The sequence below is a fragment of the Citrobacter sp. Cpo065 genome (assembly GCF_030332805.1).
In the GTDB taxonomy this organism is placed as follows: Bacteria; Pseudomonadota; Gammaproteobacteria; order Enterobacterales; family Enterobacteriaceae; genus Citrobacter; species Citrobacter portucalensis.
In genome coordinates, this window is sequence record NZ_JAOWHC010000034.1 from 891,441 (window position 1) to 905,787 (window position 14,347).

Genomic DNA, 14,347 nt, shown 5'->3' on the forward strand with positions numbered 1-14,347 from the left:
CGCCGCCGGGCCAACAGGATTTAGCCAATCACCTCGCGTACAAACGCTTCGATTGCTTTGTCCTGGCAGTTTTCAAAGAAGCACTGCTGGAAGCGCGGGCCTGATACAGCGGTTTTCACCAGTTCAGGATCGATCGCGCGCAGCGTGTCCAGATAATTTTCTTTTACCACAGCCGCTTTCACCTGATTCAGAATACCGGCGTTACGCACCTGCGGCTCTTTACGCTCCGGTGGGTAGCCTTCGCCGTTACGCCCGGTGAACGCTTTTTCAAACATATAGCGCACATTCAGCTCAGCACCCCAGCCAAAACCTTTGGCGAATGCCAGAGAAAGCGCGTTGCCGTTGTTGATCTGAGAGAACAAGAACGCATCTGCAGGATCAAGGCAATAACCACACACCACACCCGGATGGATATTCAGTGACATCATTGCTCCCTGGCCCGTACCGCAACCTGTAACAACAAAGTCTACAGCTTTGGAATTAAGCAGGATGCTGGCCATAATGCCTAAATGGATGTAGGTCAGATGATGATCATTTTCGTCGCTCATCCCAACGTTATAGACCTGAAAACCTTTCTCATCCGCAACGGCCTTAAGCTCGTTATGGATGATGGCGTTTTTGCTTGCCTGGCTGTTTTCCATCATCAATGCAATTTTCATTCTGTACTCTCCTGAATGCGCTGCGGTAGCCCGCTGAAAGTCATAACATTCAGCCACATTACTATTTTGCAATCACACTTTCAAATTTAATGAAATTTAGTTTTAAAAAACAAAGTTGCGCTCACATTCCTGTCTGAACAGTTAAGAATTACCTCAAACAAATGACCTCGTTGTGATTAATCGCAGGTGATCTTCGGGCTATTCAAGCCATTGATGAGGGTCTCTGTATGCCATGATAGTGTATCTTCGAACTTTCAGAGCGATCTCATGAAGACTTTTATCCTGGCACTTTTGCCGCTCATGCTGACAGGATGCACAATTACAAAACAGGCACAGGTCAGCGAAGCCAGCGCCATCACTGGTGTGGTTCGCCTGACTTATAATCAGGCCATGTTACAAACAGCACGTACCGATGACTACGTTACCCAGGGGACAGCCACCAAAGAGTGTCAGCGCCTGGGCTATGCCAGCGCAGAAGCGTTTGGCCAGCCGGTGTCAACCTGTAGCGTGTATGCAGGCTCTCTGTGCTTAAATACCAAAATTACACTCGCCTGGCAGTGTCATGGTGTCGCGGTACCCCAATCACCTTCTTTCAATTATTAATATTTCCGACCAGCTCATTTTTGCTGGTCTTTTACCACTTTATTATTTATATCCTCCGTTTAATATCGTTAATGCGTTTTATTCCCATTCGCATTTTTAATAAATAAATTTATTATTTTACCTTTTGCAAATAATTAAATAACAAATTATAGTGGCGCCACGTCAATATATAATAACGTTTGTGGAGCAGAACCATGCTGAAAACAGAAATGATCGACCAACTGAATGAGCAAATGAATCTTGAATTATATTCATCTCTGCTCTACCAACAGATGAGCGCGTGGTGCAGCTATCACAGCTTCGAAGGTGCCGCCGCGTTTTTGCGCCGTCACGCCCAGGAAGAGATGACGCACATGCAGCGTCTGTTCGACTACCTGACCGATACCGGCAGTTTGCCGCGTATTAATACCGTTTCTTCACCCTTTGCTGAATATGCTTCTCTGGATGAACTGTTCCGTGTTACTTACGAACACGAGCAGCTAATCACCCAGAAAATTAATGAGCTGGCACACGCGGCAATGACCCACCAGGATTATCCAACCTTTAATTTCCTGCAATGGTATGTTGCCGAGCAGCATGAAGAAGAGAAATTATTTAAATCTGTTATTGATAAGCTGTCGCTGGCAGGAAAAAGCGGCGAAGGTCTTTATTTCATCGACAAAGAACTGGCTACGCTTGATACACAGAATTAATATTTTAGGGTAATGAAGGCAACCCGCCATCATTACCCCTTGAAATCAGTGACGGCAGATCTTGCTTTCGTGCGTAGAGAAGCCGTCTTCTTTTGCAATAAACTTTCCCTTCGCCGCTAAAAACGCCACCAACTCGCCTGCCGTCATATCCGCCGCAGAACAAGTGTGAAAACGCGCCTGCTCGCCGAAACGTGCCGTAATCGCCGCTTCAAGGCTGGCATTTGAATACTGCTCACCAGATTCAATCATCATGTTAAGCACTTCGTGACCGTGAATAGATTCCATAATACCTCCTTAATAAAGTCCGTAGCCTAATATGAACCGCACATCGTCGCTTTGCGCTAACGCAGGTTTATCAGCAGATAAATGTCATTTGTTATACATCTTAATGATCACAACATCGTAAACATTAATGTACAGTCATTGTAACGGTGATTTGACGAAAATAGCGTTTTGCCTTAATCTGCGGCGCAGATATAACCATTGATTATCTCTGGGACAGAGGAAAGCGTGAAAAACAGAACCCTGGGTAGTATTTTTATCGTGGCGGGAACCACGATTGGTGCCGGTATGTTGGCAATGCCACTGGCTGCGGCAGGCGTGGGGTTTAGCGTCACGCTGGTATTGTTAGTCAGTCTTTGGGCGTTGATGTGCTACACCGCGCTGCTGCTGCTTGAAGTGTATCAACATGTCCCGGCAGACACCGGGCTGGGTACGCTGGCAAAACGTTATCTTGGTCGTTACGGACAATGGGTAACGGGCTTTAGCATGATGTTTTTAATGTATGCTCTGACGGCGGCGTACATCAGTGGTGCAGGTGAACTGCTGGCCTCCAGCATCAGCGACTGGACCGGAACAAATATATCCCCGACAACAGGCGTACTGCTGTTCACCTTTGTTGCCGGTGGCGTGGTTTGTGTTGGGACCTCGCTGGTCGATCTGTTCAACCGTCTGCTATTCAGTGCCAAGATAATCTTCCTGGTGGCGATGCTGGCTCTGTTAATGCCGCATATTCATAAAGTGAACCTGCTTACGCTGCCGCTGCAACAGGGGTTGGCGCTCTCCGCAATCCCGGTCATCTTCACCTCGTTCGGTTTTCACGGCAGTGTTCCCAGTATCGTCAGCTATATGAACGGTAACATCCGTAAACTGCGTTGGGTGTTTATTACGGGTAGCGCCATTCCTCTGGTCGCCTATATCTTCTGGCAACTGGCGACGCTTGGTAGCATTAACTCGACAACATTCATGGGGCTTTTAGCCAATCACGCAGGCTTAAACGGCTTATTGCAGGCATTGCGTGAAGTCGTGGCTTCGCCGCACGTCGAACTGGCGGTGCATCTGTTTGCTGACCTCGCACTGGCAACCTCTTTCCTCGGCGTTGCATTGGGATTATTTGACTACCTGGCCGACCTCTTCCAGCGCCGCAATACCGTAGCGGGAAGAATGCAAACTGGCGTGGTGACCTTCCTGCCGCCGCTGGCATTCGCGCTGTTCTATCCGCGTGGTTTTGTCATGGCATTAGGGTATGCAGGCGTTGCCCTGGCGGTTCTGGCGCTGCTCATTCCCTCGATGCTGGCCTGGCAGAGCAGAAAACATAATCCGCAGGCCAACTACCGCGTAGCAGGCGGTGCTCCGGCGCTGGCGCTGGTATTTTTGTGCGGCATTGTGGTGATAGCAGTACAGTTTTCTATTGCAGCAGGATTACTACCAGAAGTGGGTTAAAACAAAGGGGCTTTCGCCCCTTTCTGTTAATGCAAACAGCACTGCTTATATTTCTTGCCGCTGCCACATGGGCAAGGGTCATTGCGCCCTACTTTGGCATCCACTTTCACCGGTACTTTGACCGGCGTTTCCTGAGGATGCGCCATCCAGTAAGCATGCAGGTCCAGCGCAGCCAGGCGGATGGCATCCACGCTCTCTTCAAACGCTTCCGGCGTTAGTTTCTCAACCACCGCAAAGTTCTCTTCCGTACCGTGCAGCGCAATAGCTTCAAGTGCTGGTTTTAACGTGTCCGGTAACGCGGACCAGTCTGACAGTGCGACGCCGCGCATATAACCAAAGCACCACTCTTCAACGATGGTCAGTTCATGCTCGTCAATTTCACGCAAACCAAACAGCGGCTCAAACTGCTCAGGATATTCATCCAGACGATCGGCCGTATCCGCCATATGTTGAAACGCCAAGTTCATGAAACGCGTCATTTCTTTTTCGGAGGACCAGCGAGGGACATACTGCGCGCCGCCCCAAATTGCGACCAGCCACTGCTCTGGTTCAATTTCATACGGTGAACTCAACACCGCCGTCAGCAAACCATCCAGTTCTGACACATCCAGAATAGCCTTGTCTGTATTGTACTTAGTCAGTACATCATCCAGCCATTCCAGTTCGCTCTCGTTTAATGGTCCCGTTTTCATAACGCTTTTCCTTAGTCAAAAAATCTTGCCTGTGATCATCCTACATGGCTGGAGGGATAACAGATAAAAATGGGCATATGCGGCATATAGCTGCCGCCTGTTCAGGTTAACAGGAAACGAGGGGAATTCCGGAAGTTAACGCACAAAAGAGAACACTAAGCCGCCGGGCATCATACCGGGAAAACACAATAAAACCACCCGTAGGTGGTTTACTGTTGTTCAATACGGTTGAGCGTTGCGGTATAGCCCGTTTTCGCTACCGCGTTAAGTAACGTATCGGTTGGGAAACCTTCTGGCACAATCGCTTCTGCTTGTCGGGTTTTTAGGGAGGATTTTGCTTTAATCACACCATCGGTTTCACGTAGCGCCTGATTGACCGAAATAACGCACAGCGAGCAAGTCATATTTTGTATATCCAGCACCACTTTTTGATTGGCCGCCTGAGCCCACAGCGGCAGCAACAAGCATGCAACTAATGTGAAGATTTTCATTCAAATACCTCATAAAACCAGGCAACGAGCGTTGGATAAAATAGCACCGGCAAAATCAACGCCAGCGCGCACCAGTAGAGAACGCGCGCTTGCTTCAACGTTAACCATCCGGAGCACCACAGCCGCCTGGAAAAATAGAGCCGCCAGAAGACGCGCAGTAATAAGCCCAATGACACCAGCATCAGGGGAATTCGCAAAAACTCAAACTGGGTGAAAACAGCAAAGCTCGCCGCCGAAATACCAAACAACAGATAGAGCAGCGGTCCAACGCAGCATAAGCCCGCGGTGACAGCAGCCGCAGCGGCCGTCAACAGGGTGAGCCCCGCCCCTTTAGCGTTGTTCTGTGGCGACATAGCTGTAGGAGAACGCTTTAGGATCATAGAAATTGATCGGGTCACCATCGACTTCAGCGTAAGGATAGCCAAAGTTGTTCATGGCTCCCTGTTCCGTTGCTGGGTACAGCTCGAAATCACGCCCGTAGTTAAATCCAACCCAGTTCATTTCCCAGTTACCAAACAGGTAAGTGTTTACCGCCTGGACATCGGCGTCCTGATGCGACTTTTTCTCTGCCAGACGCATTTTGGTCACATCAGCAGGATCGCACGGTAACCAGCCGTAACCGGCCAGATAGAATTCGGCGCGGCAATGTTGTCCGCCGCTCACATCGGCGACGCCAGCACTGTCTGCTTTGCCAAAAGCGCTTTTCGAGTAACGTTCGAGCTTATTGGCTTTGCCCAGACGGATGCCAAACAGTTCGCGCGCCGGAATGCCGCTGGCCCGCGCCAGAGCCACAAAAACGGAGCTCATGTCGGTGCATTTTCCTTTGAGCTTACCGCTTTTTAAGATCTCCGCCACATCCCCCGTTCCGCAGCCAATGACGTCGTTATCGCGCTCCATATGGCTACTCACCCATTCGTAAATCAGGCGCGCTTTTTTCAGCGGATCCTGCTCATTACCGGTGATTTTACGCGCAGTTTCCAGAACAAGCCCATCAACTGGGGTATGTGTCGTCGGCAGCAGGTACGGTTTTACATCCAGCGGATAAATAATCTGCTCCGGCGCTTGCCAGGTTTTCAGCGCGTCCTGCTTCAGCGGCTCCCAGTCGGCGGTTTCAATGTCGATATCAACGTTAATCAACAGTTCGCCCTGCGAGTCAGGCCAGGTGGCAAACAGCGTTTTCGCGCCATAAGTATTATTAGTGGTAACGTACGCCTGCTTATAGTTTCCGCTAAAGGCAAGCGCCGTCATTTGTTGAAACGCGGTATCTACCGGAAGCGGGATCCACAGTTTTACCACGCCGCTCGATCCCTTAGGAGGGTTAAGTTTATACGTCTGGGATAACACAAAGCGCCGACGCGCGACTGGTGCAACGGATGGTTCAGCGGCGTGAACCGTCTGGCTAATAACCGCAGGACCGACTAAACCGGCGGCGGAAAGGAGAACGCTATTTTTGAGAAATTGTCGACGTTGCATTGCTGTCTGTCCATGTTGTAAGAGTTGGGCTACGGCTAAGAAGGCAAAAACCGTATGCGATCATCACAGCAGACAGACGCTGACATAAAAAGGTGAGCCGATGGAGGTTATTCATCAATAACAGACCTGTTAACTGTGAATGAAATAAGAAACTGCGCGACAGATAGTAAGCCATAGGCAGGCAAAAAGTACAGCCGTGAGAGCGAGTTCAGAATATATAAACATTCGTTGCCAGCTTACGGGCTAACCCTCTGGCCCCTTCGCGCATAACCATATCGTGATTCCAGCGAAAAACAGGTGCCGCCAGCGGAGCCAGGTAATTCATCCAGCGAATCGTGGTGCGAACATTCCAGTCATATCTGACGATAGTCTCTGTGCCATTGGCAGAAAAAGACCACACGCCTCGCCCTTCAACCGCCCCGCTGGCTTGCCCCTCAAGCAGCGAGCAGGGCAGAATATTCAACACGTTGATGTCAAAGGTTAAGCGATAAGGAAGCGCTCCTTTCCAGGTATAACGATGCAGCGCCCCAATGCCCTGTGTATCACCTTTTTTAATCTCAACAATGCGTTCCAGACTTTCCCACCATTCTGGCCACTGATCGGGATGAGAAAAAACATCCCATACCTCCTGAATTGAAGCCTCAACCCGCCAGACGGTGGAAAACCGATAGTTAGCCATAATACAGACTCCCTCAAGGCGAGAAGAAATTGGCGGGAAAACGGATGTTAATGACCATAGCATCCAGAAGCACGGTTTCTAATCGCTGCCCATCTGGCGCATAGCTGATCACTTTGGCAGGGAGTCCGTGATAATTATCCAGCCAGACGTCATAGCGGTGAACACCATCAACCGCCATTGTTCCTGGCCCAACCACAGATACGCGCGTCGTCGCCCGTCCTGCAAGGTTTTCCTTACCAACTGTGGTTGTTATCCCTTCGCGTTGCAGATGACGAATATTGCCCAACAACACGCCGATATCAGAGCGATCCACCCGATGACCGCGCTCATCCTGGATCAATGAATTAGTAGGTGACAGGTGCAAAATGGGCAACGTACCCGCACCAAATGGCCATAACGTCACTTTACCGCTGACAGGATTAAAGATAAGCGCCGCACCTGAATGCGGTTGGGTAAAATCCATCCGCACATACCCAGGCTTTTGAAAGCTATAGCGAATAATTTTGCTTTCATCGGATGGCAACGATGAGCGCATCATAACCTGATAAGACGTCAGGTTATTAAATGACTGTTGAGAAAACGCGATGGGATCCGTAGCCCTGGCATTCTGCGAAAAGATATCCCCTTCTTCCACCGAATATGCTGCACAACTAAAGGTAAGCAATGCTGCGAACATGACTATCGGAAAAGATGAAATGTTCATAGCAGCCCCCTGAATCAGCACTGTCTGCAAACAGAAGTAATCACCTGTTGGCTGTTTTTATTATAGTTCTTAACTGCGCAGCACTACTCTTCCGGACTTTTAAACACAGTATGGATAGCAGGTTTAGATTATTGGTTTTCTTTTCAGTTAAGATGACAACATAAAGCTATACTTTAATAGCCATGCTTTTTATAGGTATTAATCATGAAACTGCCATCGGTATTTTCATGCGCCGTTCTCATATTACTGCTGCTGGCGTCATCGTCTGCCACAGCCAGCGCGTTACAAAACCAGGCTATCAGAGAGCAAGAGTTGAGCGAGGCACTTCGAGCTGGTAATGGCGTGATCATCATTGGCGGGACGGATGATTTTGTTTTCACGTTCAGGGCACGAAACCGAATCCACAGACAGCTGGCGATACAGGATGGCTTTGGCGATCCCATCCTGATGAATGGTTTCCAGGACCACAACTATAATCCCGCCCGCGATGGGTTTATCAACAACCCTGCCCGAGGGGGCTTTATGTTTAACGCGCCGATTCGGCGATAGATTGATTAGCAATAGTGAGTATATAGAGGGCAGTTTACGTTTCTGGCAGGCTGCTTGACGCAAAGTATCTATGCTTGTAAAAAACAGGCACAAAAAAACCACCCGTAGGTGGTTTCACGACACTGCTTATTGCTTTGATTATTCTGTTCTTTCCCATGGTACCCGGAGTGGGACTTGAACCCACACAGCGCGAACGCCGAGGGATTTTAAATCATGCGTGTTATCATGCTTTATCAATACGTTACATCATCTTTTCGCCAATAACTTTAATGTTGCCACCCCTTAATATTCAAAAGGTTATAACTAATAGACAACCTCAATGGTGAAGAATTTGCAGGTGCGAATGTCCGCCAAGAGCGAGGATCGTAAGCGCCTGGTATTAACATGAGCAGTAATACTCTTCACTTGTAATATCGCTGCGATGCGAAACCCCACAATCTAAGACCTGCTGTGTTTTAATACTGCTGGGTTTCATCATTTAAAGGACAAGTTATGCTAATCATCTTCAGTGGATTGCCTGGCAGCGGGAAGAGCACGATTGCTCAGGCTTTAGCAAAGCAGTTAAGCGCATTTTACTTGCGAATCGACACAATTGAGCAAGCCATACTCAAAGCCGAAGAAGGTGATCGTGAAATGGGCCCTGCTGGTTATTTTGTCGCTTACTCACTAGCCAGGGAGAATCTGCTATTAGGAGCAACAGTAATCACTGACTCAGTCAACCCACTGGCGTTAACCCGGGATGCCTATCGAGAAATCGCTTTATCTGCAAGAACCGGCTTTTTAGAAATTGAGATTATATGCTCCGATAAGATAGAACATCGTAAACGAGTAGAAACCAGAGTGTCTGAAGTAGAGGGGTTAACCTTGCCTGCCTGGAAAGATGTCACCGATTTGACTTATGAACCATGGAACAGAGAACACCTCACTCTAGACTCGAGCAGTTTATCCAGTGATCAATGTGTTTCGAGGATCATCGACGTTCTTTCCCAATGACTCGGTCTTGAGAAATACTCCAGAGGAAACTTAGCAATGTCCGCTCCTGGCACAGAGCGGACAAGCTCACTGGGCCAAAGGTCTGCTGTGAGCGAGAAGCGGACATCTGCTAGATCTAAAAAGATGTCTGCATTTTCCTGCCTATACTTCTGATGTTTCTCCCTCTAATTCGGAAAGCCATTCTATAGTTTGTTGGAGGTGGACAAATACCAACCTTTCAAACAAAAAAATTGGACTAATCCCTCATACTCATGAAGGTAATGGAATGAAAAAACATATAATTCTCGGCTCTGGGTTGCTGTTTTCATCATTGAGTCACGCCAGTGCTCTCTATTTTTATGAAGTAGCGACAGAAGATACTGCACTCGCTGGTGCAGGTCAGGCGGCACGAGCTCAGGATGCGTCTACGCTGTTAACGAATCCTGCAGGGATGACTCGATTACCAGACCATATGGTCACCGGTGGTCTGCAGGCCATGGGCGGAGACATCTCCTATAAGCTGGATGACGAATCCGGCGGGCGGAAAAGTCCCGGCAATGTGATGAAACTTTTCCCCAACGCCAGCATGTTTTATACCCAACGTCTGAGCGATACGGTTTCCGCCGGGATCGGGCTTTATGGCAACTATGGGCTTGGCATCGATTTTGGCAATTGGGCTGGTGACCGCCTTATCAAAAAAAGCACGATGGTCGCGATGACTCTGAGCCCAGGTGTTGCGTGGAAGCTGAGTGATAGAGTGTCTATTGGTGCGGCGACCGGCCTGAACTATGGCTTTCTCTCGTTAACCCGAAATGTCGATGGCGGTGACGAGAATCAAAGTGACCACGATTGGGCCATGAACTACCGGCTGGGTCTGCTGATGGCACTTACCGATCAGACTCGCGCGGGCATCGCCTGGACCAGCAAAACGGACTACCACTTTAATATTGACGGTAAAGCGCGATTCCCGAATCTGCCGAACGTGGAATATGACCTGCCTATTTCTGCGCAAGTTCGCGCTCCACAGCAGCTGATGATGAGTCTGGTACACAATATCGACAAACAATGGTCGGTCATGGGCAATCTTGGGTGGCAGGACTGGAGCCAGTTTGGCAGCCCGCAGATTACCGTAAACGGAAAAACGAGCGACCGGACTAACCGCCTGAAGGATACCTGGCATACGGCTGTCGGCGTACAGTACCGGCCAGATGAACAATGGCGCCTTAACGCAGGTGTTGCCTTCGATAGCACTCCCTATAAATCGCAAAGCGATATTGCGCTTTCATTACCTACAGGCGATGAATGGCGTTTCGCGACGGGCGCACAATATCAGATGACGCAGGCTAGCAATATCGGATTTGCTGTTGAATATCTCCACATGCAGTCATCCAGAGTCAAATCTGCCGCATTTGAAGGTGAATATAACAACCCCTGGTTATGGTTTGCGAGCGTGAATTATAGCTACCAGTTCTGATTAGAATAGTTTCTCTTCGTTATATAATTCTTATTGAATAGTCTCTTTGGTAACATCATTCCGAAGAGACGCCTGCCACACGGATAAATCCTAATCTGTTAAATCACGCACATTAACAATATACACACTCATCATTGTCGCCGATGTATTTGGCAATATCATTTCATTAATTCCGAGCTATCCCCCCCAAAAAAACTGCTAGTCGATAATATCGTTTTAGTCAAACCCAAAAAAATCAAAGGAAAATATATAACCTTTTAATTTCAATTAGTTACATTTGCATTAATAATTTCATGTTAAAAAATAAATGTTATTATAGAATTTAGTGATGAATATGGGTTTGTAGTATTGCCAAATGTAAAAAAAAGGTTATCTTTTGCAAATCAACGTCTACGGCGTATTTGTGGGCGTGAAACAAGGCTCGTCTTTTTTACAAGACTAATTCAAGTCAAAGGGGTCACAATGAAACTAAAACCTATTGTCAGAAGTCTGGCGGTTGCCGGGCTGATGTCAACGGTTATCCTTCCTGCCTATGCTGCTATATCTCAGAAGGACGCAACCGACACAACTAAAAAAACCAACGACGCACTTTATAATCAACTGCCTTTTTCTGACAACACTGACTTTACCAATGCTCACAAAGGTTTCATTGCGGCTCTGCCGACAGACGTTATCAAAGGTGAACAAGGCAACGTTATCTGGGATCCTCAGCAGTATGCGTTTATTAAAGAGGGTGAAAAGGCTCCTTCTACCGTCAACCCAAGCCTGTGGCGCCAGTCTCAGCTGATTAACATCAGCGGCCTGTTTGAAGTGACCGAGGGTGTCTACCAGATCCGTAACCTCGACCTTTCCAACATGACCATCATTGAAGGTAAAGAAGGGATTACGGTCGTCGACCCGCTAGTGTCTGCTGAAACCGCCAAAGTCGGGATGGACCTCTACTTTAAAAACCGCGGTAAAAAGCCAGTTGTCGCAATTATTTACACCCACAGCCACGTTGACCACTACGGCGGCGTGCGCGGTGTTGTGGATGAAGCGGACGTTAAATCCGGTAAAGTGAAGGTCTACGCACCGGCTGGCTTTATGGAAGCCGCGGTTGCAGAAAACATTATGGCCGGTAACGTCATGAGTCGTCGTGCCAGCTACATGTACGGCAACCTGCTGAAACCTGACGCCAAAGGCCAAGTCGGCGCAGGCCTTGGGACCACCACATCAGCCGGTACGGTTACGCTGATTGCCCCAACCAACATCATTGAAAAAGATGGTCAGAAAGAAGTTATCGATGGCCTGACCTATGACTTTATGCTGGCCCCAGGGTCAGAAGCCCCGTCTGAAATGTTGTGGTATATCGAAGAGAAAAAACTCATCGAGTCTGCTGAAGACGTCACCCACACCCTGCACAATACCTATTCCCTGCGTGGCGCGAAAATTCGTGAACCACTGCCGTGGTCGAAGTACATTAACGAAGCCATTGTGCGCTGGGGTGATAAAGCAGAAATTATCATGGCACAGCACCACTGGCCGACCTGGGGCAACGAAAATGTGGTTAACCTGCTGAAAAGCCAGCGTGACCTCTATCGTTATATTAACGACCAGACCCTGCGTATGGCTAACGAAGGTCTGACCCGTGATGAAATCGCGGCAAACTTCAAGCTGCCGGATAGCCTGGCGCATACCTGGGCGAACCGCGGTTACTATGGTTCGGTCAGCCATGACGTGAAGGCGACCTACGTGCTGTACCTCGGCTGGTTTGACGGCAACCCGGCAACCCTGGACGAACTGCCGCCAGAAGAAGCGGCTAAGAAGTTCGTCGACTACATGGGCGGCCCGGATGCCATCATGAAAAAAGCCAAAGAAGACTTTGATCAAGGTAACTACCGTTGGGTTGCGCAGGTCGTCAGCAAGATTGTGTTTGCGGACCCTAAAAATCAGGAGGCACGTAATCTTGAAGCCGATGCACTGGAACAGCTGGGCTATCAGGCAGAGTCTGGCCCATGGCGTAACTTCTATCTGACCGGCGCACAAGAACTTCGCAATGGCGTGCTGAAAGGGCCAACCCCGAACACGGCAAGCCCGGATACGGTGCGCGCTATGACCCCAGAAATGTTCTTTGACTACCTGGCGGTTCATATTAACGGGCAGAAAGCGGGCAACGCGAAAGCCGTATTTAACATCGACCTCGGTAACGACGGCGGTAAGTACAAGCTGGAGCTGGAAAACGGTGTTCTGAACCACACCGCCAATGCCGAAGCAAAAGATGCTGATGCCACCATTTCTCTGGATCGTGCGACCCTGAACAAAATTATCCTGAAAGAAGAAACTCTGAAACAGGCGCAGGATAAAGGGGAAGTTAAGATTTCAGGCGACGGTGCGAAGCTCGATGAAATGCTTGGCTACATGGACAAATTTGAATTCTGGTTCAATATTGTCACGCCGTAATACCAGCGATAAGAGAAAGCTGCCTTCGGCAGCTTTTTTATTATCAAAAGTTAAAGATAACCCAGAATTAAATAAAGAGTCTCTATCTCCCCCAACTTCCGCTTTTGGCACATAGCAGCCCTTAAGACGGTAGCTCGCCGTCATGGGGTGTCGGGGGTCGGAGGTTCAAATCCTCTCGTGCCGACCAAAAACTCCTTTAAGAACCAGCCTTTACGGCTGGTTTTTTTATGCCTGTCTTTTGCACGGGGAAACTTTGGGGAATTACTGGGGAGAAACCCCGCCCAAATTAGAATTCACATGGCAGGATAACAGCTGTGTGTAGTCGATGATGAAAAGACAGGGTCTGGTGACATCAACAGACCCCGTAATTACACAGCAATGCATATTGGATACGCTTTATCCCTAGCGAGTGGGTAACTTTATAGTCATTACAAAGATGGTTGTCATCAAATCTTTGTGATTGATATCTAATATTTTTAACTTAAATGCCAACAAAGTAATGAGTGGTTAAATAGCCACCAAAAAAGCATAATTATCCTTCCCCATGGATATGTTTTTATCTACATCACCGGGCAATCATCAAACTCCGCGTTCCTGGCATCATTAATGATGTACGTGATCACCCCGAATATAGCGGGTGCAGAACTGTAACCATCATCATCTGCTGGCAGCGCCTCCCTTCTCCCGTTCTCCAGATTAACCAGGTGGGGCTGAGGATGAGTCCGATATCGCTTGATCCTGAATTCCCCGTCTATCGCGCATATCAGCAGCGAGCCATCACAGGGAGAAAGTGACGCATCAACAACAAGCAACGCCCCCTGGATTATTCCTTCCCTGAAATGTGAACGTGATGCACGCATGAAGTAAGTCGCTGCGGGCTGACTGATAAGCTGCTGATCAAGGGAAATCCTTGTTTCAACGTAATCTGCCGCAGGTGAAGGAAAGCCCATGGCTATAGTCCTCCGTTTGGATTGAACAGCTGGAAGGTACGATTCTCGCCTTCCTGCGTTGATACATCGCGGAATGTTGTCACATACCACTCGATCCATTCGTTGGCCTGCTTCATCGTCCAGTTCCAGTTAACCTTGCTCAGTTCCTGGACAAACCGTTGCGTGGTGACGGTCTTCCGGCCATTTGGTTCCTGCTGTATCGAAGCATACCAGGCTATTTCAATATCGCTGCGTCGTGGCATCATCACG

Annotated in this window: 16 protein-coding genes, 1 tRNA gene and 1 pseudogene; 9 read left to right on the top strand and 9 right to left on the bottom strand. The window is 48.7% G+C overall.

What is annotated here, in order from left to right:
• Positions 1-20: 20 nt before the first annotated feature.
• Positions 21-659: an RpiB/LacA/LacB family sugar-phosphate isomerase gene (locus tag OGY68_RS20485; protein WP_057068888.1), complete on the bottom strand. Its 639-nt coding sequence runs from the start codon at positions 657-659 to the stop codon at positions 21-23.
• A gap of 267 nt (positions 660-926) precedes the next feature.
• On the opposite strand from OGY68_RS20485, the gene yecR reads away from it, so the two are divergent.
• Both yecR and ftnA read left to right on the top strand, forming a co-directional pair.
• A complete protein-coding gene (yecR, locus tag OGY68_RS20490) occupies positions 927-1,262 on the top strand; it encodes a YecR family lipoprotein (protein WP_008785081.1) in 336 nt (111 codons plus the stop codon).
• Positions 1,263-1,456: 194 nt separating this feature from the next.
• Positions 1,457-1,954: a non-heme ferritin gene (gene ftnA / locus OGY68_RS20495; protein ID WP_003034588.1), complete on the top strand. Its 498-nt coding sequence runs from the start codon at positions 1,457-1,459 to the stop codon at positions 1,952-1,954.
• 45 nt (positions 1,955-1,999) lie between these two features.
• Here ftnA and OGY68_RS20500 read toward each other — a convergent pair whose 3' ends face one another.
• A complete protein-coding gene (locus OGY68_RS20500) occupies positions 2,000-2,239 on the bottom strand; it encodes a YecH family metal-binding protein (protein ID WP_003034586.1) in 240 nt (79 codons plus the stop codon).
• A 225-nt stretch (positions 2,240-2,464) separates the two neighbouring features.
• Here OGY68_RS20500 and tyrP point away from each other — a divergent pair, with 225 nt between their 5' ends.
• Positions 2,465-3,676 (top strand): tyrosine transporter TyrP, encoded by a 1,212-nt coding sequence (gene tyrP / locus OGY68_RS20505; protein WP_032949537.1) that lies wholly within the window; start codon positions 2,465-2,467, stop codon positions 3,674-3,676.
• Between the two features lie 26 nt (positions 3,677-3,702).
• On the opposite strand, the gene OGY68_RS20510 is transcribed toward tyrP, so the two are convergent.
• From OGY68_RS20510 to OGY68_RS20535, 6 genes are all read right to left on the bottom strand, one after another.
• On the bottom strand, positions 3,703-4,368 hold the full coding sequence (locus OGY68_RS20510; protein ID WP_003034581.1) for a YecA/YgfB family protein: 666 nt from the start codon (positions 4,366-4,368) through the stop codon (positions 3,703-3,705).
• Between the two features lie 209 nt (positions 4,369-4,577).
• Positions 4,578-4,859: a heavy-metal-associated domain-containing protein gene (locus OGY68_RS20515; protein WP_003833910.1), complete on the bottom strand. Its 282-nt coding sequence runs from the start codon at positions 4,857-4,859 to the stop codon at positions 4,578-4,580.
• Entirely contained in the window at positions 4,856-5,212 is a 357-nt protein-coding gene (locus OGY68_RS20520; RefSeq protein ID WP_003833912.1) for a mercuric transporter MerT family protein, read from the bottom strand. Before OGY68_RS20520 ends, OGY68_RS20515 begins: the two co-directional genes overlap by 4 nt.
• Positions 5,190-6,332, bottom strand: a complete 1,143-nt coding sequence (locus OGY68_RS20525) for a transglutaminase-like domain-containing protein (protein ID WP_008785086.1) — start codon at positions 6,330-6,332, stop codon at positions 5,190-5,192. The genes OGY68_RS20520 and OGY68_RS20525 overlap by 23 nt, the downstream gene beginning before the upstream one ends.
• A gap of 208 nt (positions 6,333-6,540) precedes the next feature.
• Positions 6,541-7,011: an SRPBCC family protein gene (locus tag OGY68_RS20530; RefSeq protein ID WP_057067954.1), complete on the bottom strand. Its 471-nt coding sequence runs from the start codon at positions 7,009-7,011 to the stop codon at positions 6,541-6,543.
• A gap of 13 nt (positions 7,012-7,024) precedes the next feature.
• Entirely contained in the window at positions 7,025-7,714 is a 690-nt protein-coding gene (locus OGY68_RS20535; RefSeq protein WP_057067956.1) for a LolA family protein, read from the bottom strand.
• A gap of 204 nt (positions 7,715-7,918) precedes the next feature.
• Here OGY68_RS20535 and OGY68_RS20540 point away from each other — a divergent pair, with 204 nt between their 5' ends.
• From OGY68_RS20540 to OGY68_RS20560, 5 genes are all read left to right on the top strand, one after another.
• Positions 7,919-8,263: a hypothetical protein gene (locus tag OGY68_RS20540; RefSeq protein WP_057067958.1), complete on the top strand. Its 345-nt coding sequence runs from the start codon at positions 7,919-7,921 to the stop codon at positions 8,261-8,263.
• Between the two features lie 492 nt (positions 8,264-8,755).
• Entirely contained in the window at positions 8,756-9,256 is a 501-nt protein-coding gene (locus tag OGY68_RS20545; protein WP_286617453.1) for a P-loop nucleotide/nucleoside kinase family protein, read from the top strand.
• 265 nt (positions 9,257-9,521) lie between these two features.
• Positions 9,522-10,709, top strand: a complete 1,188-nt coding sequence (locus tag OGY68_RS20550) for an OmpP1/FadL family transporter (RefSeq protein ID WP_286617456.1) — start codon at positions 9,522-9,524, stop codon at positions 10,707-10,709.
• A 462-nt stretch (positions 10,710-11,171) separates the two neighbouring features.
• On the top strand, positions 11,172-13,148 hold the full coding sequence (locus OGY68_RS20555) for an alkyl/aryl-sulfatase (RefSeq protein ID WP_286617457.1): 1,977 nt from the start codon (positions 11,172-11,174) through the stop codon (positions 13,146-13,148).
• A gap of 105 nt (positions 13,149-13,253) precedes the next feature.
• A tRNA-Pro gene (locus OGY68_RS20560) sits at positions 13,254-13,335 on the top strand.
• A gap of 373 nt (positions 13,336-13,708) precedes the next feature.
• Here the strand turns inward: OGY68_RS20560 and OGY68_RS20565 are convergent.
• Entirely contained in the window at positions 13,709-14,098 is a 390-nt protein-coding gene (locus tag OGY68_RS20565) for a HumD family translesion DNA polymerase (RefSeq protein WP_047357985.1), read from the bottom strand.
• A 146-nt stretch (positions 14,099-14,244) separates the two neighbouring features.
• Here OGY68_RS20565 and OGY68_RS20570 point away from each other — a divergent pair.
• Positions 14,245-14,347: pseudogene (locus tag OGY68_RS20570) on the top strand (hypothetical protein); the annotation flags it as partial.

Bases quoted from the DNA above. Each gene is read 5' to 3' on its own strand.
- OGY68_RS20550 (WP_286617456.1), top strand. From the start codon at position 9,522: ATGAAAAAACATATAATTCTCGGCTCTGGGTTGCTGTTTTCATCATTG.
- OGY68_RS20525 (WP_008785086.1), bottom strand. From the start codon at position 6,332: ATGCAACGTCGACAATTTCTCAAAAATAGCGTTCTCCTTTCCGCCGCC.
- ftnA (WP_003034588.1), top strand. From the start codon at position 1,457: ATGCTGAAAACAGAAATGATCGACCAACTGAATGAGCAAATGAATCTT.
- OGY68_RS20555 (WP_286617457.1), top strand. From the start codon at position 11,172: ATGAAACTAAAACCTATTGTCAGAAGTCTGGCGGTTGCCGGGCTGATG.
- OGY68_RS20530 (WP_057067954.1), bottom strand. From the start codon at position 7,011: ATGGCTAACTATCGGTTTTCCACCGTCTGGCGGGTTGAGGCTTCAATT.
- OGY68_RS20515 (WP_003833910.1), bottom strand. From the start codon at position 4,859: ATGAAAATCTTCACATTAGTTGCATGCTTGTTGCTGCCGCTGTGGGCT.
- yecR (WP_008785081.1), top strand. From the start codon at position 927: ATGAAGACTTTTATCCTGGCACTTTTGCCGCTCATGCTGACAGGATGC.
- OGY68_RS20485 (WP_057068888.1), bottom strand. From the start codon at position 659: ATGAAAATTGCATTGATGATGGAAAACAGCCAGGCAAGCAAAAACGCC.
- OGY68_RS20500 (WP_003034586.1), bottom strand. From the start codon at position 2,239: ATGGAATCTATTCACGGTCACGAAGTGCTTAACATGATGATTGAATCT.
- OGY68_RS20520 (WP_003833912.1), bottom strand. From the start codon at position 5,212: ATGTCGCCACAGAACAACGCTAAAGGGGCGGGGCTCACCCTGTTGACG.
- OGY68_RS20565 (WP_047357985.1), bottom strand. From the start codon at position 14,098: ATGGGCTTTCCTTCACCTGCGGCAGATTACGTTGAAACAAGGATTTCC.
- OGY68_RS20510 (WP_003034581.1), bottom strand. From the start codon at position 4,368: ATGAAAACGGGACCATTAAACGAGAGCGAACTGGAATGGCTGGATGAT.
- OGY68_RS20535 (WP_057067956.1), bottom strand. From the start codon at position 7,714: ATGAACATTTCATCTTTTCCGATAGTCATGTTCGCAGCATTGCTTACC.
- OGY68_RS20540 (WP_057067958.1), top strand. From the start codon at position 7,919: ATGAAACTGCCATCGGTATTTTCATGCGCCGTTCTCATATTACTGCTG.
- OGY68_RS20545 (WP_286617453.1), top strand. From the start codon at position 8,756: ATGCTAATCATCTTCAGTGGATTGCCTGGCAGCGGGAAGAGCACGATT.